At 72.2% G+C, this 20,309-nt stretch carries 18 protein-coding genes and 1 pseudogene; 5 read left to right on the forward strand and 14 right to left on the reverse strand.

Going from position 1 to position 20,309, the window contains the following annotated elements:
- Nucleotides 1-903: 903 nt before the first annotated feature.
- The 4 genes and pseudogenes from Athai_RS21510 to Athai_RS34860 all read right to left on the reverse strand — a co-directional run.
- Nucleotides 904-1,551: an SDR family oxidoreductase gene (locus Athai_RS21510; RefSeq protein WP_203963173.1), complete on the reverse strand. Its 648-nt coding sequence runs from the start codon at nucleotides 1,549-1,551 to the stop codon at nucleotides 904-906.
- Nucleotides 1,551-2,444, reverse strand: a complete 894-nt coding sequence (locus tag Athai_RS21515; protein ID WP_203963174.1) for a DMT family transporter — start codon at nucleotides 2,442-2,444, stop codon at nucleotides 1,551-1,553. Before Athai_RS21515 ends, Athai_RS21510 begins: the two co-directional genes overlap by 1 nt.
- A gap of 42 nt (nucleotides 2,445-2,486) precedes the next feature.
- The gene (locus Athai_RS21520; protein ID WP_275422659.1) at nucleotides 2,487-4,463 is read right to left on the reverse strand and encodes a WS/DGAT domain-containing protein; all 1,977 of its coding nucleotides are present in this window, start codon (nucleotides 4,461-4,463) and stop codon (nucleotides 2,487-2,489) included.
- A 3-nt stretch (nucleotides 4,464-4,466) separates the two neighbouring features.
- A pseudogene (locus Athai_RS34860) lies at nucleotides 4,467-4,874 on the reverse strand (MGDG synthase family glycosyltransferase); the annotation flags it as partial.
- Nucleotides 4,875-5,173: 299 nt separating this feature from the next.
- On the opposite strand from Athai_RS34860, the gene Athai_RS21525 reads away from it, so the two are divergent.
- Complete coding sequence (locus tag Athai_RS21525) at nucleotides 5,174-6,454, forward strand: nicotinate phosphoribosyltransferase (protein ID WP_275422521.1); 1,281 nt, start codon at nucleotides 5,174-5,176, stop codon at nucleotides 6,452-6,454.
- Nucleotides 6,455-6,597: 143 nt separating this feature from the next.
- A complete protein-coding gene (locus tag Athai_RS21530) occupies nucleotides 6,598-7,110 on the forward strand; it encodes a helix-turn-helix domain-containing protein (protein ID WP_203963176.1) in 513 nt (170 codons plus the stop codon).
- A 24-nt stretch (nucleotides 7,111-7,134) separates the two neighbouring features.
- On the opposite strand, the gene Athai_RS21535 is transcribed toward Athai_RS21530, so the two are convergent.
- Together Athai_RS21535 and Athai_RS21540 are read right to left on the reverse strand one after the other, a co-directional pair.
- Complete coding sequence (locus Athai_RS21535; protein WP_203963177.1) at nucleotides 7,135-7,764, reverse strand: ClpP family protease; 630 nt, start codon at nucleotides 7,762-7,764, stop codon at nucleotides 7,135-7,137.
- Between the two features lie 2 nt (nucleotides 7,765-7,766).
- On the reverse strand, nucleotides 7,767-8,387 hold the full coding sequence (locus Athai_RS21540) for a ClpP family protease (protein WP_203963178.1): 621 nt from the start codon (nucleotides 8,385-8,387) through the stop codon (nucleotides 7,767-7,769).
- A 220-nt stretch (nucleotides 8,388-8,607) separates the two neighbouring features.
- Here Athai_RS21540 and Athai_RS21545 point away from each other — a divergent pair, with 220 nt between their 5' ends.
- Nucleotides 8,608-9,198, forward strand: a complete 591-nt coding sequence (locus Athai_RS21545; RefSeq protein ID WP_239157074.1) for an isochorismatase family protein — start codon at nucleotides 8,608-8,610, stop codon at nucleotides 9,196-9,198.
- Nucleotides 9,199-9,277: 79 nt separating this feature from the next.
- On the opposite strand, the gene ctaD is transcribed toward Athai_RS21545, so the two are convergent.
- Nucleotides 9,278-11,011: an aa3-type cytochrome oxidase subunit I gene (gene ctaD / locus Athai_RS21550; protein WP_203966018.1), complete on the reverse strand. Its 1,734-nt coding sequence runs from the start codon at nucleotides 11,009-11,011 to the stop codon at nucleotides 9,278-9,280.
- A gap of 238 nt (nucleotides 11,012-11,249) precedes the next feature.
- Nucleotides 11,250-11,642: a hypothetical protein gene (locus Athai_RS21555; RefSeq protein ID WP_203963180.1), complete on the reverse strand. Its 393-nt coding sequence runs from the start codon at nucleotides 11,640-11,642 to the stop codon at nucleotides 11,250-11,252.
- An 87-nt stretch (nucleotides 11,643-11,729) separates the two neighbouring features.
- Between Athai_RS21555 and Athai_RS21560 the strand changes: the two genes are divergently transcribed.
- Both Athai_RS21560 and Athai_RS21565 read left to right on the forward strand, forming a co-directional pair.
- Nucleotides 11,730-12,653, forward strand: coding sequence for a diacylglycerol/lipid kinase family protein (locus Athai_RS21560; RefSeq protein ID WP_203963181.1), 924 nt, complete (start codon nucleotides 11,730-11,732; stop codon nucleotides 12,651-12,653).
- Nucleotides 12,654-12,961: 308 nt separating this feature from the next.
- Nucleotides 12,962-13,216, forward strand: coding sequence for a WhiB family transcriptional regulator (locus Athai_RS21565; protein ID WP_203966020.1), 255 nt, complete (start codon nucleotides 12,962-12,964; stop codon nucleotides 13,214-13,216).
- 259 nt (nucleotides 13,217-13,475) lie between these two features.
- Here the strand turns inward: Athai_RS21565 and Athai_RS21570 are convergent, their stop codons facing one another.
- The 6 genes from Athai_RS21570 to Athai_RS21595 form a co-directional block, all read right to left on the reverse strand.
- Nucleotides 13,476-14,228, reverse strand: a complete 753-nt coding sequence (locus tag Athai_RS21570; RefSeq protein ID WP_239157075.1) for a sirohydrochlorin chelatase — start codon at nucleotides 14,226-14,228, stop codon at nucleotides 13,476-13,478.
- Nucleotides 14,229-14,338: 110 nt separating this feature from the next.
- On the reverse strand, nucleotides 14,339-15,037 hold the full coding sequence (locus Athai_RS21575) for a phosphoadenylyl-sulfate reductase (RefSeq protein ID WP_239157076.1): 699 nt from the start codon (nucleotides 15,035-15,037) through the stop codon (nucleotides 14,339-14,341).
- Entirely contained in the window at nucleotides 15,034-15,192 is a 159-nt protein-coding gene (locus tag Athai_RS21580; RefSeq protein ID WP_203963183.1) for a hypothetical protein, read from the reverse strand. Before Athai_RS21580 ends, Athai_RS21575 begins: the two co-directional genes overlap by 4 nt.
- Nucleotides 15,193-15,253: 61 nt before the next feature.
- Complete coding sequence (locus Athai_RS21585; protein WP_203963184.1) at nucleotides 15,254-16,960, reverse strand: nitrite/sulfite reductase; 1,707 nt, start codon at nucleotides 16,958-16,960, stop codon at nucleotides 15,254-15,256.
- Nucleotides 16,961-17,375: 415 nt separating this feature from the next.
- On the reverse strand, nucleotides 17,376-20,078 hold the full coding sequence (locus Athai_RS21590; RefSeq protein WP_203963185.1) for a helix-turn-helix transcriptional regulator: 2,703 nt from the start codon (nucleotides 20,076-20,078) through the stop codon (nucleotides 17,376-17,378).
- A complete protein-coding gene (locus Athai_RS21595; protein ID WP_203963186.1) occupies nucleotides 20,078-20,269 on the reverse strand; it encodes a hypothetical protein in 192 nt (63 codons plus the stop codon). Before Athai_RS21595 ends, Athai_RS21590 begins: the two co-directional genes overlap by 1 nt.
- Nucleotides 20,270-20,309 lie beyond the last annotated feature (40 nt).

A 20,309-nucleotide genomic window follows, 5' to 3' on the forward strand; every position in this document is an offset into this window, starting at 1 on the left:
ATGGGCAGGGCGACGTCGTCGACACTGACGGTCAGCTTGTCGCTGGTCTTCACGTACTGCCAGATGTCCTTGATCCGGAAGTGGAAGCGCCGCGCCTCGCCGTAGTTCCCCCGCTTCACCGGGTCGCTCGCCCAGGTGGCGGCGACCTCGAAGCCGCTGAGCTGAAGGCTCACCCGCACCGGGTCGGCACCTCGCGGCACCGACACCCAGCCGTTCACCTCACCACCGGTGAACTGCTCCACCAGGCCAACCATGCCCGCCTTGAGCCCGCGCAGCCGATCCACCCGCACGAACCGGTACCCGGTCGCTCTCTCGACCAGGCCGTTGACGCGCTGCTTGAGCTGACCCATGTGCTCTCCCGATAACGTCTCTCGTTATTCGCAAGGTGACGCAGTATCGCACCACTGATGAATAACTCGATAGTCCCTGTACGGTTGCCGGACACTGCCTGTTAACTTCGCGTGCTTCCCATCCGACCGGCCGCCGCCGGCCGTCCGCGGACCTCACTGGCCGTACCCGCGCCCATCCGCACCGCGAGCACGCTGTCGCGCCCCAGTCGGTACCGCTAGACACGCGCAGGCCACCCCCGCGGTGTCGACTGATCGGCTCATTCGACGCCGGCCCCTGATGCAAACCGGCAATGAAGGGAGGGTTAAGGCCCGGCGAACCGCACCGGATGGAGTGACCTTACCGGAGAATGCGCGAGCCGCAGCGACAGGTTTGCCGGTCGGAATCGGGACGTGACGTTCCCCGGCCCGCCCCGCGCGGCCACCGTGCGTGCGCGACCGTCCGGTCACGAACCGCCGAAGCGCCCGGCCAGCCGCCGGTACGTGGTGGGAGCCAGCGCGCGGACCGCCACCGGCAACCGCAGCCAGGACGGCGTGAAGGACTCATCACGTTCGGTCACGATGCCGCGGACCAGGGTGTCCGCGACCCGCGCCGCCGGCAACGGCCGCGGGCGATGCCGCAGGTAGGCAACCCCGCGGCGATCGAAGAACGCGGTCCGGACCACGCCCGGCACCAGCACCCCGACCCGCACCCCGAACCGGCCAGCTCGAACCGCAGCGACTCGGCGAACGCGTCCACACCGGCCTTCGCGGCCGAGTAGACGGCCTCACCCGCCACGCCGGTACGGCCAGCGATCGACGTGACGAACGCCACGTGCCCGGTGCCGCGCGAGACCATCCCCGGCAGCAGCACCCGGGTCAGCTCGATCGGCGCCGACAGGTTCACCGCCAGCAACCGGGCCACCTGGTCGGCGCTCATCGCGGTGAACCGCCCGGCATGCCCCTCACCGGCGTTGTTGACGAGCAGGTCGACCCGGCCCGCCGCGTCCAGCGCGGCACGGGCCAGCTGGGTCACCGCCGACGGCTCGGACAGGTCCGCCGCGAGCGGGGTACCGCCGGTCATGGTGGCGAGCATCGCCAGCCGCTCGGTGTCCCGGCCGGTCAGGATCAGCCGGGCGCCCAGCTCGGCCAACCGCAGCGCGGTGGCCCAGCCGATCCCCGAGGACGCACCGGTCACCAGCGCGACCGCGCCACGCACCCGCATCAGTCACCCTCCCCCACCTGCTGCCCGGCGCCGACCAGATGCGGCGCCCGGGTCGCCAGCACGGCGATCCCGAGGGCCATCACCGCCAACGCGATGATCTCACCCAGCACCTCGGCCACCCTCACCGAGATGGTGCCATCCAGCCAGAGCAGACCCACCCCGATCGAGATCAACGGATCCACCGTGGTGATGATCGCGAGCGCCGGGGAGCCCAGCCGGCCCGCCTGGAAGGTGTTCTGGTTGAGCAGCACCCCGAACGGGCCGAGCACGCAGATCGCGTACAGCTGCCAGTGGTGGAGCAGCTCCGGGAACCCCTCGGCGAACCGGTTCGACAGGCTGCGCACCAGGCCCGCGGTCACCCCGTAGCAGATGCCGGTGGCCAGCGCCAGCGGCAGCGGCCGCCAGCGCTTCGACACCGTCGTCGCCGCGATCAGGCAGGCGGTCAGCAGCACCGCGAGCCCGATCGCGAGCGGCAGGATGGTGGCCGGCGTCAGGTCCTTGCCACCGGTGTCGGTCGGCCGCGCCACCAGCAGGAACGCCACCAGCCCGGCGAGCGCCAGCAACGCGCCGCCGATGCGTACGGCGTCCGGACGGCGGCCGGCGAGCACCGGCGTGAGCAGCACGTAGAACAGCAGGCTGCACACCAGCAGCGGCTGCACCACCATCACCGGCCCGAACCGCAGCGCCGTCACCTGCAACGCGAAGCCGGTCAACGCCAGCACGATCGACCACCGCCACATCTTCGTGCCCATCAGGTCGGCCAGCAGTGCCGGATCACCGGCACGGCGGGTCGGCACCTGGTGCGTCGCGCGGTACTGCAGGTTCGACGACATGCCGAACGACAGCGCGCCGATCACCGCCGCCGGTACGGCGATGAACAGTCCGGGTGGCATCGCCTCACCGCTCCCCGGCGGCGCTCGGCGGCGGGCCGCCCATCAGCGGCCCTGAGCCAGCGCGTCGGCGAACGCCGAGCGCAGCGCCGTCGCCAGCGGACCGGCGATGCCACGCAACGACTCGTCGTACAGCACGCAGACGCCGGTGACACCGGCGTAGCGCATGATGCCGATCCCCAGCGGCACCCCTTCGGCCAGCGCCACCACCGGGTACACCGCGGTCAGCCGATGACCGGCGATGCGACGCTGCTGCAGCGGCCCCGGAATGTACGACGCGATCATGTTGAAGAACTGGCTGTTGTACACCCGCTGCGACATCCAGGCATGCACCGGCGCCGGGAACATCCCCAGCGCGCGCATCACGAACGCCGCCGCGTGCGGCTCACCCAGGTCCATCCGCCGGTGCAGGTCGCCACGGATGCGCTGGATCCGCTCGGTGACGGTCATCGGGCCGACCGGCAGGTCCACCGACACCACACCGGTCTGGTTGCCGGCGGTCCGGGCGCCACTCGCCGAGGCCATCGCGACCGGCAGCATCGTCCGCAACCGGTCCGGCGCCGCGCCGTCCGCCACGCCGGCCCGGTGCAGCGCCTCGGCGAGCACCCCGAGCAGCACCTCGCTGCTGCGCGCCCGGTGCCGGCGAGCCGCCGCCCGCACCTGCTCGGTCGGCAGCGGCACCGTCACCACGCCGCGCCGGTTCGCCGTCAGTTCCCGGTTGAGCGGGTGCCGCGGGGCGCCGGCATTGGTACCCAGCTCCCACATCCCGCGCACCACCCGGCTGGCCTGGAACGCCATCCCCTTCAGGGTGCGCGACCGCGGCGACGGGGCACCCCGCCGGCGCGGCGTCCGCCGCCCCGGCGTCTCCAGGATGCGATCCAGGGTGCCGATCAGCGACAGCCCGTCGCCGATCGCGTGGTGCATCTTGAACGCCAGCGTGCAGCCGGCCGACCCGGAGTCACCGGCTCGGCGGACCACCAGCAGCTGCCACGGCGGCCGGCGCAGCGAGACCGGCTCGGACCAGAACCGGTCCAGCGCCGCCGCCTGCTCCGCGTCGTCGGCCGCCACCACCTCGTGCACGTGGTCGGCCACCCGGATCGCCGGATCCACCACCCAGCCCGGCCGCAGCCAACCGCCGCGGGGCACCACCCGGCGGCGCAGCGTGGTGAGCACCGGCAGCGCCGCGGCGATCCGCTCCACCAGGACGTCCGCGGTGAGCGGTGCGGCCCCCGGCTCCGGCTCCGCGGTGATCACCGCACCGACCTGCTGGGTGATCGACCGGGTCTGCACGTGCAGGAAGAACGAGTCCGGCGGTCGCAGCGGCCAGGCGCGCCGGACCGGGCGGATCTGCCCGGACGCGATGGCCGGGGGCGGCGCCGGCGGGGCGCTCGCCGCGAGCGCCGGCAGGTCCAGCGCAGCATCGTGACCGTCCAGGTACTCCTTCACGGCGGTGCTCTCCGCGCCACCGGACCCGCCGGCCGCGGCACGGGCCGACACCAGCGCGGTCAGCTGCGCCGCCGTCGAACACGTCTCGGACAGCCCGGACAGGCCCATCAGCGCGGCGTTCGCCGCACCGTGCGCGGCGATCGGCCGGAACATCACCACCGGGCGGCCGGTGGCGAGCGCCTCCAGCGAGGTCGCGCCGCCCGCGTTGGTCACCACCAGGTCCGCCGCCCGGACCAGCGGCGCGGTGTCCGCCACCCAGCCCAACGGCAGCAGCCGCTCCGCCGGCAGGCCGCGGGCGCGCAGCGCGGCGCGCAGCCGCTCGTTGCGACCGCAGGCAACCACCACCTGGATCGGGCCGGCGGCGGCGAGCAGCGCGTCGACCGCCTCGGTGACCGCGCCGAAGGCGTACGCCCCGCAGGTCACCAGGACCACGAAACGGTCCGCGGGCAGGCCCAGCTCGGGCCGCTCCAACTGCGGGTCGCCCGGGTAGTACCGGCGCTCCACGGTCGGCACCGTCGCCCGCGCCGCGATGCCCGGCTCGGCCAGCTCGGCGGCCGGCAGCGCGGCCGGATGCATCACGAACGTCGCGTCCAGGTCGCGGTAGAGCCAGAACGGGTGCGGCGCGAAGTCCGACACCCAGGCCCCCACCGGGACCGGCAGCAGCCGGTGCCGGCGCAGCCAGGACAACCCGGCCGAACCGAGCGGGTAGGTGGACAGGATCAGGTCCGGATCGAACCGCTCGACCTCGGTGGCGAGCCGCCGCCCGGCCCAGGCCGCCAGCGTCGACTTGGCGGCCGTGGCGAACCAACGATGCCGCCACAGCATCGCGTAGAAGAACTCGTACAGCCAGGGCGTGGTCTGCACGTTCGCGACGTAGACACGGCGGAACAACGGACCGACCCAGCTGCCCATCGTGTCCAGCGTGTCGATCCACCGGACCTCGCTGCCCGGCCAGTGCCGTTCGACGCTCTCCTCCAGCGCCCGGCCCGTCGCGTGGTGCCCCCGCCCATGTCGGCCGAGACCACCAGCACTCGGCGCGGTGTCCCGTCAGCACCCGGGCCCATCCACCGTCCCCCAGCGTTCGGCGATCTTCCGCCAAACGTTACGCCGGTTTGACGCCCGCTGTGCGGCATTGTTCCGTGTCGCACAGCCGCGGCACCCGATCGCGGCGGCCACGATGGCCGGCGCACCCGTCGGCGGCCGGCCGGCACGCGGCTAGTCTGACCGCGACCCGGGGTGCCGCATGGTCCGGCACCCTTCCAGCCAGCGACGACGCGGGAGACGGCGTGGATGCCACCGCACTGCTCACCGACCAGTACGAGCTCACCATGGTGCGGGCCGCACTGGCCGACGGCACCGCCGACCGGCCGTGCGTGTTCGAGGTCTTCGGGCGGCGGCTGCCCAACGGGCGGCGCTACGGGGTGGTCGCCGGCACCGGACGGCTGATCGAACTGCTCCGCGAGTTCCGCTTCACCGACGAGCAGGTGGATCTGCTGCGCCGGCAGGACGTGCTCGACGACCGGACCGCCCGCTGGCTCGCCGACTACCGGTTCACCGGCGACATCGAGGGGTACGCCGAGGGCGAGCTCTACTTCCCCGGGTCGCCGATCCTCACCGTCACGGCTCCCTTCGCGGTCGGGGTGCTGCTGGAGACGCTGCTGCTGTCCGTGCTCAACCACGACTGCGCGATCGCATCCGGAGCGGCCCGGATGGTCACCGCCGCGCACGGCCGGCCGATCATCGAGATGGGCTCCCGCCGCACCCACGAGCGGTCCGCGGTCGCGGCCGCCCGGGCCGCCTACCTCGCCGGCTTCGCCTCCACCTCCAACGTCGCCGCGGGGGTGCGCTACGGCGTGCCGACCGCCGGCACCGCAGCACACGCGTTCACGCTGCTGCACGACTCGGAGGCGGACGCGTTCGCCTCGCAGATCGCGGCGCTCGGTCCCGGCACGACGCTGCTGGTCGACACGTACGACATCAGCCAGGGCATCCGGACCGCCATCGAGGTGGCCGGGCCACAGCTCGGCGCGATCCGGATCGATTCGGGCGACCTGTCGGTCATGGCGGTGCAGGCTCGCGAACTGCTCGATTCGCTCGGCGCCCGGGACACCCGCATCGTGGTCTCCGGCGACCTGGACGAACACTCCATCGCCGCGCTGGCCGCGGCGCCGGTCGACGCGTACGGTGCCGGCACCGCGGTGGTGACCGGATCCGGCGCGCCGACCGCGCAGCTGGTGTACAAGCTGGTCGAGGTGGACGGGCGGCCGGTGGTGAAGCGCTCGGAGAACAAGAAGACGGTCGGCGGACGCAAGTACGCGGTGCGCCGGCACAAGCCGACCGGCACCGCGGTGGAGGAGGTCGTCGCGTCGCGTTGCGAGCCGGGCGCCGAACCGCACGACCGGGCGTTGCAGCGGCCCTACCTGGTCGGCGGGGAGCCGGCCGCGGACCTGCCGGACCTCGCCAGCAGCCGCGCGCACCTCGCCGAGTGCCTGGTGTCGATCCCGTGGGACGGCTTGAAGCTCTCCGCGGGCGACCCGGCCATCCCGGTCACCATGATCAGCAACTGACCGCAGCCGGCCGCAGTGCCGGTCATTCGTTACGCCGGTGGCGAAATGACGCCCCGGACCGCCGCCCGGCCGGGTATAGGTGAGGGGATCGGTTTCCACCAACGCCTGTCGGGCGGCTTCGAGACAGAACCTGGGAGGCGTCGATGGCCCCACCGGATGCGGTGCCGGCTCAGCGCGACCGCCCGACACCCGAGCTGCTGCGCCGGGTGCTGGGCCGCGTGTTGCGCCGGGCTCGGCAGTTCCAAGGCCGGACGCTGAGCGAGGTCGCGGGCGCGGCGCAGATCTCGATGGCCTACCTCTCCGAGCTGGAACGCGGCCGCAAGGAGGCGTCCTCGGAGGTGCTGGCCGCGGTCTGCGCCGCCCTGGGCATCGACCTGACCGAGCTGCTGGCCGAGATGCTGTGGGACCTGAGCTCCGACCGCGTCCTGCCGGGGCCGGGCTGGGCCCCGACCCGGGCCCGGCCCGAGGTCCGACTCGGGCATCGCGGCGTCCTGGACCCGCTGGGCCACGATCCGGCAGGGGCCTGGGCGGACCCGACGGCGTCCGTGGTCGCGCCGGCCCGGTTGCGGATGCTGCGGCTTTCCGGTGGCGGCGGGGCGACCGGCTCCCCGGTTGCCCCGCCGTCGACCCCGGACGCTCAGTGCCGCGCCGCGTGACGGGATCGGCGCCGTGTGGCATCGCTACCAGCTCGTCCCTGGCGGGATGGTGCGGGTGGTGAGGATGGCGTCGGCGATGCCGTAGTCGACCGCCTGCTGCGCGGTGAACGTCTTGTTCCGGTCGATGTCCGCGGCGATCTTCTCGGGGCTGTGCCCGGTGTGCCGGGCCAGGATCGATTCCATCTCGGCCCGCAGCCGCACGACCTCCTTCGCCTGGATGGCCAGATCCGGCAGGGTGCCCTGGGCGACGTCGAACGAGCCCTCCGCCGTGGACGGCTGGTGCAGCACCACCTTGGCGTGTTCGAGCACCGCACGCTTCCCCGGGGTACCGGCGGCGAGCAGCACGGCAGCAGCCGACGAGGCCCGGCCGACACACAGGGTGGCGATGTTGGGCCGGACGAACCGCATCGTGTCGTAGATGGCGGTCAACGCACTGAACGAGCCTCCTGGCGAGTTGATGTAGAGGTTGATCTCCAGGTCCAGGCTTTCGGCCTCCAGATGCAGCAGCTGGGCGATGACCACGTTGGCGACGCCATCGTCGATCGGGGTGCCGAGGAAGATGATCCGCTCGGACAGCAGCCGCGAGTAGATGTCGAACGCCCGCTCCCCGAGCGCGGTCTTCTCCACCACGGTCGGGATCGTGTACTGGGACATGATCAGACTCCGATCCGCCGCTTGCCGGCCGTCGGCCGGACGTCGTCGACCTGCTCCAGGATGTGATCGATCAGGCCGTACTCGCGCGCCTCCGTGGCGGTGAACCAGCGGTCCCGCAGTCCGTCGGCGGCGATCGTGTCGGCGGTCTGGCCACTGTGCTCGGCGATCAAGCGGTGCATCAGAGCGCCCAGGCGCTCCAACTGGCCGGCGTAGATCTCCACATCGGCGGCGGTCCCGCCGAGCCCGGCCGAACCCTGATGCATCAGGATCTGCGCGTTCGGCAGCGCGTACCGCTTACCGCTGGCGCCGGCGCAGAGCAGGAACTGGGCCATGCTGCCGGCCATGCCGAGCGCCAGGGTGCTCACGTCGTTCGGGATCAGCCGCATCACGTCGTAGATCGCCAGCCCGGCGAGCACCGACCCGCCCGGTGAGTTGATGTAGAGGCTGATGTCCGCGCGTGGGTCCTCCGCCGACAGCAGCAGCAGCTGGGTGCACAGCCGGTTCGCCACCTCGTCGTCGACCTCGGTGCCGAGCACGATGATTCGCTGGGTCAACAGCCGACCGGCCAGCTGGTCGTCCATCGATCCGATGGCGGCCGCTGGCCCGCCCGTGAACGCTTTCATGTCCGCTCCCGCTGTGGTTCCGCGCGCCGGTGCGGCGCCTCGCGACCAACGGTGCGGCGCCGCGAGCCGGGCCGACAGGGTTCTTTGCCGCCAGCAGACGGAATCAGCCGCCAGCGAAGCGGGTCAGCGCCGACTCCCCGATGTGTGCCGCCTGACCGCCGGATCGGCCGGATCGGCGCCCCGGGCGCGCAAGAATCGATACGACGAAGGAGGGAACGTCGTGGCAACCGGACTGATCGTGGTGGACGTACAGAACGACTTCTGCGAGGGTGGCTCGCTCGCGGTGGCGGGCGGCTCGGCGATCGCCCGGCGGCTGAGCGCGCTGTTCGCCGCCAACGAGACGGCGGGCGAGGCGGACCGCTGCTGGGCGCACATCGTCGCCACCCGCGATCACCACCTCGACCCGGGGGATCACTTCAGCGCCGACCCCGACTACGCGCACAGCTGGCCGGCGCACTGCGTGGCCGGCACGGTCGGCGCCGACCTGCATCCGGACCTCGACCGGTCCCGCCTGCGGGCGCTGTTCGACAAGGGCGCGTACGCCGCCGCGTACTCCGGCTTCGAGGGCAGGTCGCACGGCGTGCCACTGGCCGAGTGGCTGCGGCGGCACGACGTGGACGCCGTCGACGTGGTCGGCATCGCCACCGATCACTGCGTGCGCGCCACCGCGCTGGACGCGGTACGGGAGGGGTTCCGGACCCGGGTGCTGCTCGACCTGACCGCCGGGGTCGCCCAACCGACGGTGGACGCGGCGCTGACGCAGCTGCGCGACGCGGGTGTCGCCCTCACCGGCACCCCGCACGTCGAGTGACCGGGGCCAGCCACAGCTCGGCCGGAACGACGGCGGCCCGCACCGGGATCGGTGCGGGCCGCCGGGTCGTTCGGGTCGGTCAGTCGTCCTTCTCCGCGGCGGCGTTGATCGCCGGCGCCGGCGAGACCGGCGCGGGCGGCAGCTTGCCGTGGTGGTCGACGCCCTCCAGCTCCGGGAACTTCAGGTCGAAGGCCGGGCGTTCGCTGCGGATGCGCACCATCCGGTCGAAGTTGCGCAGCGGCGGCGGGCAGCTGGTCGCCCACTCCAGCGAGTTGCCGTAGCCCCACGGGTCGTCGACCTCGACGACCGGACCGCTCTTGTACGACTTGTACACGTTCCACAGGAACGGCAGCGTGGACACCCCGAGGATGAACGCGCCGATCGTGGAGATCGTGTTCAGCGTGGTGAAACCGTCGCCGGCCTGGTAGTCGGCGTACCGCCGGGGCATGCCCTCGGCGCCGAGCCAGTGCTGCACCAGGAACGTCGTGTTGAAGCCGATCACGGTGAGCCAGAAGTGCAGCTTGCCGAGCCGCTCGTCCATCATCCGGCCGGTCATCTTCGGGAACCAGAAGTAGACCCCGGCGTAGACGGCGAACACGATCGTGCCGAACAGCACGTAGTGGAAGTGCGCCACCACGAAGTACGTGTCGGACACGTGGAAGTCGATCGCCGGCGACGCCAGCAGCACGCCCGACAGGCCGCCGAACAGGAACGTGACCAGGAAGCCGATCGAGAACAGCATCGGCGACTCGAACGTCAGCTGGCCGCGCCACATGGTGCCGATCCAGTTGAAGAACTTCATCCCGGTCGGCACCGCGATCAGGAAGCTGAGCAGCGAGAAGAACGGCAGCAGCACCTGGCCGGTGGCGAACATGTGGTGCGCCCAGACCGTCATCGACAGCGCCGCGATCCCCACCAGCGCGCCGACCATGCCCTTGTAGCCGAACAGCGGCTTGCGGCTGAACACCGGGATCACCTCGGAGATGATCCCGAAGAACGGCAACGCGACGATGTACACCTCGGGATGGCCGAAGAACCAGAACAGGTGCTGCCAGAGCATCGCCCCGCCGGTGGCGGAGTCGAACACGTGGGTACCCAGCACCCGGTCGGCCACGGCGGCGGCGAGTGCCGCGGCGAGGATCGGGAACACCAGCAGCGCGAGCAGCGCGGTGACGGTGATCGCCCAGGTGAACATCGGCAGCCGGAACATCGTCATGCCCGGCGCGCGCAGCGTCAGCACGGTGGTGACCAGGTTGACCGAGCCGAGGATGGTACCCAGGCCGGAGATCATCAGGCCGACGAACCACAGCGTGGCGCCGGCGCCCGGCGAGTTGGCCACGCCGGCGAGCGGCTGGTAGGCGAACCAGCCGAAGTCGGCCGCGCCGCCCGGGGTGATGAAGCCGGCGACCACCAGGGTGCTGCCGAACAGGTAGAGCCAGTAGGCGAACGCGTTGAGTCGCGGGAACGCCACGTCGGGTGCGCCGATCTGCAGCGGCACGACGTAGTTGGCGAACGCGAACACGATCGGCGTCGCGAACATCAGCAGCATGATCGTGCCGTGCATGGTGAACAGCTGGTTGTACTGCTCGGGCGACAGGAACTGCATGCCCGGCCGGGCCAGCTCAGCCCGCATCAGCAGCGCCAGCAGGCCGCCGATCAGGAAGAACGCGAAGGCGGTGACCATGTACATGATCCCGATCTGCTTCGCGTCCGTGGTCCGGATCGTGCGCGCCAGCCACGAGCCACGGGGTGTCTCGTGCACGGGCCACGGCCGGGTCACGATCGGCTTCGGTGCGCTCGGCTGCTTCGGCACCGGCGGCCTGGGAGCGACGGTGGTCACGAAAGCCCTCCTGTTGCTGTCCACACCGACGGGGGGCGCCGGCGCACGTGCGGCCCGGACATTCCGGCAGTCACCTGCGCAGTCCGAGCCACACCCTTGCGCAGAATAGTCCCCCGACCGGGGCGCTTCGGCGTCGGGTGTCGCGGCCGCAATGCCTGGTCGGCGCCCGATCCGCGGCCCCCGGACGCCCATCCCGGGGCCGGCGCCGGGGTCAGCGAATGCCGAGGCTCTCGCGGCTGGCGGGGGCGATCAGCAGGCCGGCCACGACCAGGCCGAGCACGATGACCAGCACCCCCGCCCACACCACGCCGGCGCTGATCATGAAGTAGCCGATCGCGAGCAGCATCAGCTGCAACACGATCGCCGGCCCCCGGGCCCAGGCGTGCCCGCCGACCAGCAGGTAGCCGAGGGCGCCGAGCAGCAGGCCGAGCACCACGGTGACGACCGCCTCGGTGATGCTCGCGGCGCGGTCGGTCGGGTGACCGGTGAACGAGGCGATCACGAGCCAGACGCCCAGTGCGAGCAGCGCGACGCCCTGCGCCCAGAGCAGCCCGACGGCGATCTTGAGGGTGGCCGGCAGCACCCGGCGCTCCGGTTCGGACACGCATCACAGCGTACTGAGGTGTCGGCCCGGCGACGCGGCCACGGTGAGCGCCGTGGGCCGGGCGACCGGGTTCGGTAGATTGCTGTCATGCGCGCGCTGCTGGTGGTGAACCCGAACGCCACCACCACCACTGAACGCAGCCGCGACGTGCTGGCCCGGGCGCTGCGCAGCGAGGTCGATCTGGAGGTCGGCTACACCGAGGGCCGCGGGCACGCGGCCCAGCTGGCCCGGGAGGCCGCCCGCGGCGATGTCGAGGTGATCGTGACCCTCGGCGGGGACGGCACGGTCAGCGAGGTCGTCAACGGCATGCTCACCGACGGGCCGGGGGCGCAGGTGCCGGCGCTCGCGGTGGTGCCCGGCGGGTCCACGAACGTGTTCGCCCGCGCACTGGGGCTGCCGGCCGACTGGGCCGAGGGTACCGGCGTGATCCTGGAGGCGCTGCGGGAGAAGCGGACCCGCACCATCGGGCTGGGCCGGGCCGACGACCGGTGGTTCACCTGTTCGGCGGGGCTGGGATTGGACGCGGCCACGATCCAGCGGGTCGAGCAGGCGCGCACCCGCGGTCACACGGCGACCAAGGGGCTGTACGTCCGGTCGGCGATGCTGCAGTACCTCACCGGTACCGACCGGCGGACCGCGCCGATCACCCTGCGCCGGCCCGGCGCGGAACCACAGCGGCACCTGTCGCTCGCGATCGTGCAGAACACCGCGCCCTGGACGTATTTCGGGACCCATCCGGTGAATCCGAACCCGGATGCCGGGTTCGACACCGGGCTGGACGTGCTCGCGCTGCGTGGTCTTCCGCTGGCCGCATCGTTACGGGTGGTGCAGCAGACCCTGTCGCTGCGGTCCCGGCCACGGGGCAAACGGGTGGTCTCCCTGCACGATATCTCCGAATTCACTCTGAGTTGCCTCACACCCCTGGCGTTTCAGGTCGATGGTGATTACCTTGACGAGCGCGACGAAATCACGTTTCGCTCCGCACCGGAGGCTTTGCGCGTAGTCTGCTGACGGTGAGACGTGATGTGTGCGTGTCATGAGCACGCACACAGGGGCTACGAACAGAGCGGTTGCTTGCACCGCGGGTGCGTTTCACGGAGTCGCCAAATCAGGGCGGTAAATCCGGACAAGTGCGGACATATGTGCGGTGACGTTACTCACCGCGTTCGACTTTCTTCCGGTTTCCCCTTGACATCACGTGAGTTCGTGAAAGTATTCACAAGCGAGTGACACGCCTGTCGGCGCGTGCCTGGGGCGGCACGCGCGACAAACCACAAGCCATCGGTAAGCAAGTACACGACCCGAGGAGTGTTGCCCTCATGGACTGGCGCCATCGTGCCGTCTGCCGCGACGAGGACCCGGAGCTGTTCTTCCCGATCGGCACCTCCGGTCCGGCCGTGCTGCAGGTTGAGCAGGCCAAGTCGGTCTGCCGGCGTTGCCCGGTCTCCGAAGCCTGCCTGCAGTGGGCTCTGGAATCCGGCCAGGATGCCGGTGTGTGGGGCGGAATGAGCGAAGACGAGCGGCGTTCGCTGAAGCGCCGCCGCAGCCTGCACGTGCAGGCTCGCACCGCCTGACACCCGAAGACGCAACCGCGCCGATGCCCCGGACCGATTCGGTCCGGGGCATCGTGCTGTCCGCATCCTCTTGGTGCGTCGCGATCCGCCTGGTGCGTCACGCATCGCGGCGGCGGTCGTTAGCTTGGCGTAACACCAAGCTTCCGCCGGGTGCGCGATGCCCAGCCCCGCACCGCGCGGCCGGCGGCCGCCGATCCCGACGCCATGCCCGCGGCGGAACGGACCGGCCTCGGTCCATAGTGGAGGATGAGACGTTCGGTCAGCCGACCGACACCGACAGCGGCGATCGCTGCGGAACAACGGGATGCCGGGCCCGACGGGCGCGCCGGAGGACGAGTTCGGCGACCGGGCCGGTGTCCGCGAACGGTGCGCTCACCGGCACCCCGCAGCCCTCGGCACCGACCACGACCCGGTCGTGCAACCGGCCCGGGGCGAGAAAGTAGGACACCACCGCGATCCGGCGCGCGCCGGTCGAGCGCAGCCGGCCCACCGCGGCCGACACGTCCGGCCCGGCGCCAGCCGCGAACGCGACACTGCCCGCGACGCCGTGCCGGGCGGCGAACTCCGCCGCCACCATCGCGATACCGCACCGGGCCGCCGGGTCACGGGTGCCGGCCGCCGCCAGTACCAGACCGTCCACACCGGACACACCCAGTTCGGCGAGCCGGTGGTCCAGGGCCGCGAGCAACGCGCCGTCCGGCCCCAACACGGCAGTACGGGCGACCGGCCGCTGCGGCAGCGCGACCCGGATCTCGGCCGTGACCGCCGGCACGTCGACCGTCGAGTGGTACGCCTCGGTCAGCAGCAGGGGCACCACCACGATCCCGGTGGCACCGGCGGCGGCCAGCTCCCGAGCGACCGGCACCGGGCGCCGACCGCGATGCTCCAACGACGCGGTCGCCACCGGTACCCCGGGCCGGGCCGCCGCGACCCGGCCCGCCAACGCATCGATCGCCGCACCGGACCGGCGATCCCGGCTGCCGTGCGCGACCAGCAGCAACGCGGTACTCACGCCGCCTCCGCGGGAAGAAGCACGTCGGCGGTACTCACGCCGCCTCCGCGGGAAGAAGCACGTCGGCGGTACTCACGCCGCCTCCGCGGGAAGAAGCACGTCGGCGGTACTCACGAGTGGATCCCGCACTCGACCTTGTCGAACAGCGGCCAGCGACCGGCCCGCGGGTCCTCCCCCGGCGCCGTGCGGCGGGTGCACGGCCAGCAGCCGACCGACGCGTACCCCTGCCGGATCAGCTCGTTGACCGGCACCTGGTGCCGGGCCACGTAGGCGTCCACATCGGACTGTGTCCAGGCCGCGATCGGCGCCACCTTCACCATGTTCCGGTTCGCGTCGAAATCGACCACCCGGGTACCGGCGCGGCTCGGCGACTCGTCCCGGCGCAGGCCGGTCGCCCACGCGTCGTACGGTTCCAGCGCCTCGGCCAGCGGCTCGACCTTGCGCAGCCCGCAGCACGAGTCCGGGTCACGCTCGAACAGCCGCGGGCCGTACTCGGCGTCCTGCCGGCCGACCGTCAGCGCCGGGCGGATCGAGCGGACGTTGACCGCCATGTCCCGGGCCACCCGGTCCCGCACGTCCAGCGTCTCGGTGAAGTGCAGCCCGGTGTCCAGGAACACCACGTCGACGCCCGGCCTGACCCGGGACACCAGGTGCGCCAGCACCGCGTCGGCGAACGAGGACGTGACGCAGAACCGGTCGCCGAACTCCTCCACCGCCCAGGCCACGATCTCCTCGGCCGGCGCGCCCGCCAGGTCCCGCCCGGCTCGCAGCGCGACCTCGCGCAGCGCCGCCGGATCCCGGCCGGTCACCGCTCGTCCTCTGCGGCGAGCAGGCCGACGAACCGCACCGCGAACACCCGGGCGCACTCCCGGCACTCCCACTCGCCGTGCTGCGTCCCATGTGGACGGATGTGCTCGCCCGCGCAGTACGGGCAGTGGTAGGGCACGACTCGATTCGTGCTCATGCCCGACCTCCGCTTCGCTCCGCCCGAACCAGAGGTACCGGGTTCGCTCGCTGCCGCTCGGTCATGTCAGGTCCTCCTCGTCGGCGCGGACGACCCACTGGGCGAACCGCTCGTCCGGCTTGCGGCCGGACAGGTACCGGCGGGCCAGCCGCTCCACGTAGTCGGGCAGCTCGGCCGCGGTCACCTTCAGGCCCCGCAACTTGCGGCCGAACCCGGCGTCCAGGCCCAGCCCGCCGCCGAGGTGCACCTGGAAGCCACCCACCTGCCGGCCATCGGCGTCGAGGACCAGCTGGCCCTTCAGGCCGATGTCGGCGACCTGGGTCCGGGCGCACGCGTTCGGACAGCCGTTGACGTGCACGGTGATCGGTACGTCCAGTTCCGGCACCCGCCGCTCCAGCTCGGCGATCAGGTCGGCGGTGAGCTGCTTGGTCTCGACGATCGCCAGCTTGCAGAACTCGATCCCGGTGCAGGCCAGCGCGGAGCGCTTCCAGTACGACGGGGTCGCGGACATGCCCAGCTCGGCCAGCTCGGCGACCAGTCCGTCCACCTCGGCCTCCGGCACGTCCAGCACCAGCAGCTTCTGGTACGGCGTGGTGCGCACCCGGCCCGCTCCGTGCGCGGCGACCACGTCGGCCACCCCCGCCAGCAGGGTGCCGGACACCCGGCCCACCACCGGCGACACCCCGACGTAGTAGTTGCCGTCGGCCTGCCGGTGCACGCCGATGTGGTCGATCGGCGCGGTGCGTGCCGGTTCGGGCCCGTCGGCGAGCGACCGGCCGAGGTACTCGGTCTCCAGCACCTCGCGGAACTTCGCCACCCCCCAGTCGGCGACCAGGAACTTCAGCCGCGCCCGGGTCCGCAGCCGGCGGTACCCGTAGTCGCGGAAGATGCTCGTCACGCCCCACCAGACACGCGGCACGTCGGCCAGCGGTACCCACACGCCGAGCCGCTTGGCGAGCATCGGGTTGGTGGACAGTCCGCCACCGACCCACAGGTCGAAGCCCGGCCCGTACTCCGGGTGCTCGACGCCGAGGAACGCGATGTCGTTCGCCTCGTACGGGGTGTCGGGCAGCCAGGACACCGTCGTCTTGTACTTGCGGGGCAGGTTGGAGAACTCCCTGCTGCCCAGGTACCGGTCGGTGATCTCGCGGATCGCCGGGGTGGCGTCGACCAGCTCGTCGGCGGCGACCCCCGCGACCGGGCTGCCGAGGATGACCCGCGGTACGTCGCCGCACGCCTCGGCGGTGGACAGCCCGACCGCCTCCAGCCGGCGCCAGATCTCCGGTACGTTCTCGATCTCCACCCAGTGCAGCTGGATGTTCTGCCGGTCGGTGAGGTCCGCGGTGTCGCGGGCGAACTCCCGGGAGATGCCCGCGATGGTGCGCAGCTGGTCCAGGTCGAGCTGCCCGGAGTCGACCCGCACCCGGAGCATGAAGTACCGGTCCTCCAGCTCCTCCGGTTCCAGCACCGCGGTGCGGCCACCGTCGATGCCGGGCTTGCGCTGGGTGTACAGCCCCCACCAGCGGAACCGGCCACGCTTGTCGGCCGGGTCGATCGAGTCGAAGCCGCGGTGCGCGTAGATGTTCTCGATCCGGGCCCGGACGTTCAGCCCGTCGTCGTCCTTCTTCTGCTGCTCGCTGCCGTTGAGCGGTTCCCGGTGCCCGTGCGCCCACTGGCCCTGCCCCTTCGGCCGGGCCGGCCGGGCGGTGCGGGACGGGCGGGCGGCGCCCGGCGTGGCGGGAGCGTTGCTGGTGGTGCTGGCCGGCATGTCGGTCCTTTCCGGCGCGGAGTGCGGACACCCGGAGCGCCGCGCATCACCCGCGGTCGGGAGGACGACGATGTGCTCCCGGGTGGCACGGCACGGCGGATCGGATCAGATCTTCGAGATCGGCCGTACGGCGACCGGGCGGTGCTGCTGCCGGGGTCGGCGTGGCCGACGGACCCGGGCACGATGCCGCCGGACGGCGGCAGCCGCGGTCGCTCAGGCGACCGGGCAACAGATGGCGCTGTGCACGCGGCAGTGGTCGACGTGACGTCGCACCACCAACCTGCGCTGCACCGCGGCACTCATAGCGCACAGCTTCCCATGCCGAACAATCCCAGGAAAGTCCGCAGTGACCTGCGTCTCTGCCGGAACCGTCGATGCCGGCCGCCGGTGCGCCGGGCTGGCCCCGGCGCGCGGCTCAGCCATCGGACCCACCGATGCGGCCGGCGACCTCGGTGCGCGAGGAAACCGCCAGCTTGCGCAGGATGTTCGACACGTGCACGGCCGCGGTCTTCGGCGAGATGTGCAGCGTGCCCGCCAGCTCGGCGTTGGTCAGCCCGGCCGCGATCAACCGGGCCACCTCGCGCTCCCGGCGGGTCAGCACGTCCGCGGAGTCGGCGTTGGCGGTCGCGGACCCGGTCAGGCCGAGCTCGGCACGTACCGCGGTCAGCTGGCCGACGCGCCACCCGCCCCAGCGGCACAGCTTCCGGCTCGCCGCCTCGGCCTCCCGGCGCGCCTCGTCGGTGCGGCCGAGCGCGAGCAGGCAGCGGGCCGCGCCGATGTTCGCGGTGGCGCCGACCGACGGCAGCAACAGCGGCTCGTCGGCCACCGCCCGGTAGCCGTCCAGCGCCGCCGGGTACTGCCGGTGCGCCTCGTCGACCTGCGCGTCGACCAGCCGCCGGTGTTGGGTCCACGACTTGGCGGCGAACAGGTCGGCGTGCAGCTGGTCGATCCGGGACAGCGGCAGATCCGCGAACAGCGCGGCCGAGATCAGGTCGTGTGCCTGCTCGCCGTCGCGCCAGGACTGCTTGGTCAACGCGACCTGATACTCGTCCAGCCAGCTGTGCATGTCCGGGTCACCCCGCCGCGCGGCCAGGTGAAACGCCAGGCCCGGTATTGCGGTGGCGATGAGCTGGGGTTGCTCGCGCAGCTCGGCAAGTACCTCGGCGGCGTCGTCCAGCCGGCCCGCCTCCAGGTAGAGGCCGATCAGGAAGTGACCGTGGTAGTCGGCGCGGCGACCGCGTCGCTGCCAGCCGCGGTTCAGCCGGCGGCCGGCCTCCAGCGCATCGATCGCGGCGGCCAGGTCGCCCTCGCGGGTGGCCAGCCGGGCCCGGCCCGAGTAGTACGCGGCGACGGCCATCTGCTCGAAGCCGGCCCGTTCGGCGTCGATGCGCATCCGCTCCAGCAGCCGGCCGTGGTCGCTCGGCAACGACGGCGGCAGGTCCTGGATCAGGTAGTTGAGGGCGCGGGCGGCGAGCACCCACTCCTCCCGCTGCTCCGCCTCGTCCACCAGGTCGGCGAGGATCGCCCAGCCGTCCGGGGCGGTGTCGGCCCGGCTGGTCATCGCGGCACCCTTCTCCACCAGCGCGGTCAGCCGGAGCCCCGGCAGGTCCAGCTCGGTGGCGAGGGCGATCGCCCGGTCGGCCCACTCGACGGCCGCGGCGTCGTCCTGCACCACCGCCATCGCCTGGGCGAGCGCCGTCATCGCCCGGGCCGCCTCGGGGCCCGGCTCCAGCCCGGCGACGAGCTGCTCGACCTGGCGGGCCGCCTCCCGCGTTTCGGCGATCTCGCCGGCGTCGAACGCCGCCCGGGTCAGCAGGTGCAGCGCGTCGATCCGGTCGCTGACCGTGACAGCGTGATCCCGCCACCCCCGGGCGTACCGGACCGCCTCGTCGAGCAGGTTCGCCAGCCATGCGGCGCGGGCGGCGTAGGACAGCAGCTCGACGTCGTCGGGTACCTCGTCGAGACCGGTCTCGGCCAGCTGCAACGCCTGGTAGGCGGAGCCGATCGACAGGTAGAGGGGGGCGCCGCGGCGGGCCGCGGCGACCATGTCGTCGTAGCGGCCGGCGCCGGCTGCGTGGTGGGCGATCAGCGCCGGGTCCGCGTCGTCGTCGGCGAGCAGCACCTCCAGCGCCGACTCGTGCATCCGGCGACGCTGCCGGGCCAGCATCGCGCCGGTGATCGACTCGCGCACCAGGGCGTGCCGGAAACTGAACTCGTCCTCGCCGGACTCGACCAGCACACCGGACTCGACCAGCTCACGCAGCGCGGCGATCAGCGCGTCCTCGTCGGTACCGGTGACCGCGGCGAGCAGGTCGAACGGGATCCGGTAGCCGAGCACCGCAGCCGCCTCGACCAGGTGCCGGGCGTCCGCCGGGAGCGCCTCGACCTGCCGGCGCAGCGCCTCGGCGAGGCTCCACGGCAGCGGCGCGTCACCGAGCGAGTCCACGTCGTCGGGCGCCGAGCGCAGCAGCTCCTCCAGGAAGAACGGGTTGCCGCCGGTGCGGTGGTGCAGCGCGGCGATGGTCCGGTACGACGCGGGGCGGCCGGTGGCGGAGGCGACGAACGCGGCGGTGTCGGCCTCGGTGAGCCGACCCAGCCGGAGGTGGGTGAGGGTGTGCCGGCGCTCCATCCGGGCCAGCAGGGCGCCGATCGGTTGCCGCACCGACACCTCGTCCGGCCGGTACGTGCCGATCAGCAGCCGCGGCCCGGGCTGCTCGGCGAGCCGCTCGAACAGCGCCGCGCTCTCCGAGTCGGCCCAGTGCAGGTCCTCGAAGACGATCACGGCGGGCGCGTCGCCGATCTGGTCGGACAGCAGGGACAGGCCGGTGTGCAGCCGCTGCACCGGGCTGCGGTGCGGGTCGGTCAGCTCGTCCAGCACCGCCTCGGACACGCCCGGCCGCCCGTCGATCGCGTCCAGCAGCACCTCGTAGGGCCGGGACAACGAGCCGGGCTCGGCATGCCCGATGAAGATCTTCGTGTCGGTCGGCAGGCCGAGGGTCAACTCGGCCACCAACCGGGTCTTGCCGATGCCGGGTTCCCCGGCGACCACGACCACTTCCGGCCGGCCGGCCGCGGCCAGCTGCGCCAGTCGACGCAACTCGCCATCACGGCCGACCATCATCGGACCGTTACCATCCCACCCGCGCACGGATCCACAGTAGCGGTGCCCCGCGGCGTCGCGTGCCGGCGCGTACGGCGGTGACCGCCACGCTTGCGCGCGGCGAACAACCGCGCCCGGCCGGCCGCCTCCAGATGGTCCTGCTGGTAGCCGTTGGCCAGGTCGAGCATGATTTCCGGGTTGCTGTACATGGTTCCTCCAAACCAGTCATCAGGTATGTGTTCATCCTGC

Source organism: Actinocatenispora thailandica (assembly GCF_016865425.1).
Classification (GTDB): Bacteria; Actinomycetota; Actinomycetes; order Mycobacteriales; family Micromonosporaceae; genus Actinocatenispora; species Actinocatenispora thailandica.

What these genes read in the sequence shown, in the direction of transcription:
- Athai_RS21535 (WP_203963177.1), bottom strand. Translation starts at nt 7,764, where the DNA reads ATGTCCCAGTACACGATCCCGACCGTGGTGGAGAAGACCGCGCTCGGG.
- Athai_RS21580 (WP_203963183.1), bottom strand. Translation starts at nt 15,192, where the DNA reads ATGAGCACGAATCGAGTCGTGCCCTACCACTGCCCGTACTGCGCGGGC.
- Athai_RS21585 (WP_203963184.1), bottom strand. Translation starts at nt 16,960, where the DNA reads ATGCCGGCCAGCACCACCAGCAACGCTCCCGCCACGCCGGGCGCCGCC.
- Athai_RS21520 (WP_275422659.1), bottom strand. Translation starts at nt 4,463, where the DNA reads ATGCATCCGGCCGCGCTGCCGGCCGCCGAGCTGGCCGAGCCGGGCATC.
- Athai_RS21565 (WP_203966020.1), top strand. Translation starts at nt 12,962, where the DNA reads ATGGACTGGCGCCATCGTGCCGTCTGCCGCGACGAGGACCCGGAGCTG.
- Athai_RS21540 (WP_203963178.1), bottom strand. Translation starts at nt 8,387, where the DNA reads ATGAAAGCGTTCACGGGCGGGCCAGCGGCCGCCATCGGATCGATGGAC.
- Athai_RS21595 (WP_203963186.1), bottom strand. Translation starts at nt 20,269, where the DNA reads ATGTACAGCAACCCGGAAATCATGCTCGACCTGGCCAACGGCTACCAG.
- Athai_RS21590 (WP_203963185.1), bottom strand. Translation starts at nt 20,078, where the DNA reads ATGGTCGGCCGTGATGGCGAGTTGCGTCGACTGGCGCAGCTGGCCGCG.
- Athai_RS21515 (WP_203963174.1), bottom strand. Translation starts at nt 2,444, where the DNA reads ATGCCACCCGGACTGTTCATCGCCGTACCGGCGGCGGTGATCGGCGCG.
- Athai_RS21530 (WP_203963176.1), top strand. Translation starts at nt 6,598, where the DNA reads ATGGCCCCACCGGATGCGGTGCCGGCTCAGCGCGACCGCCCGACACCC.
- Athai_RS21560 (WP_203963181.1), top strand. Translation starts at nt 11,730, where the DNA reads ATGCGCGCGCTGCTGGTGGTGAACCCGAACGCCACCACCACCACTGAA.
- Athai_RS21510 (WP_203963173.1), bottom strand. Translation starts at nt 1,551, where the DNA reads ATGCGGGTGCGTGGCGCGGTCGCGCTGGTGACCGGTGCGTCCTCGGGG.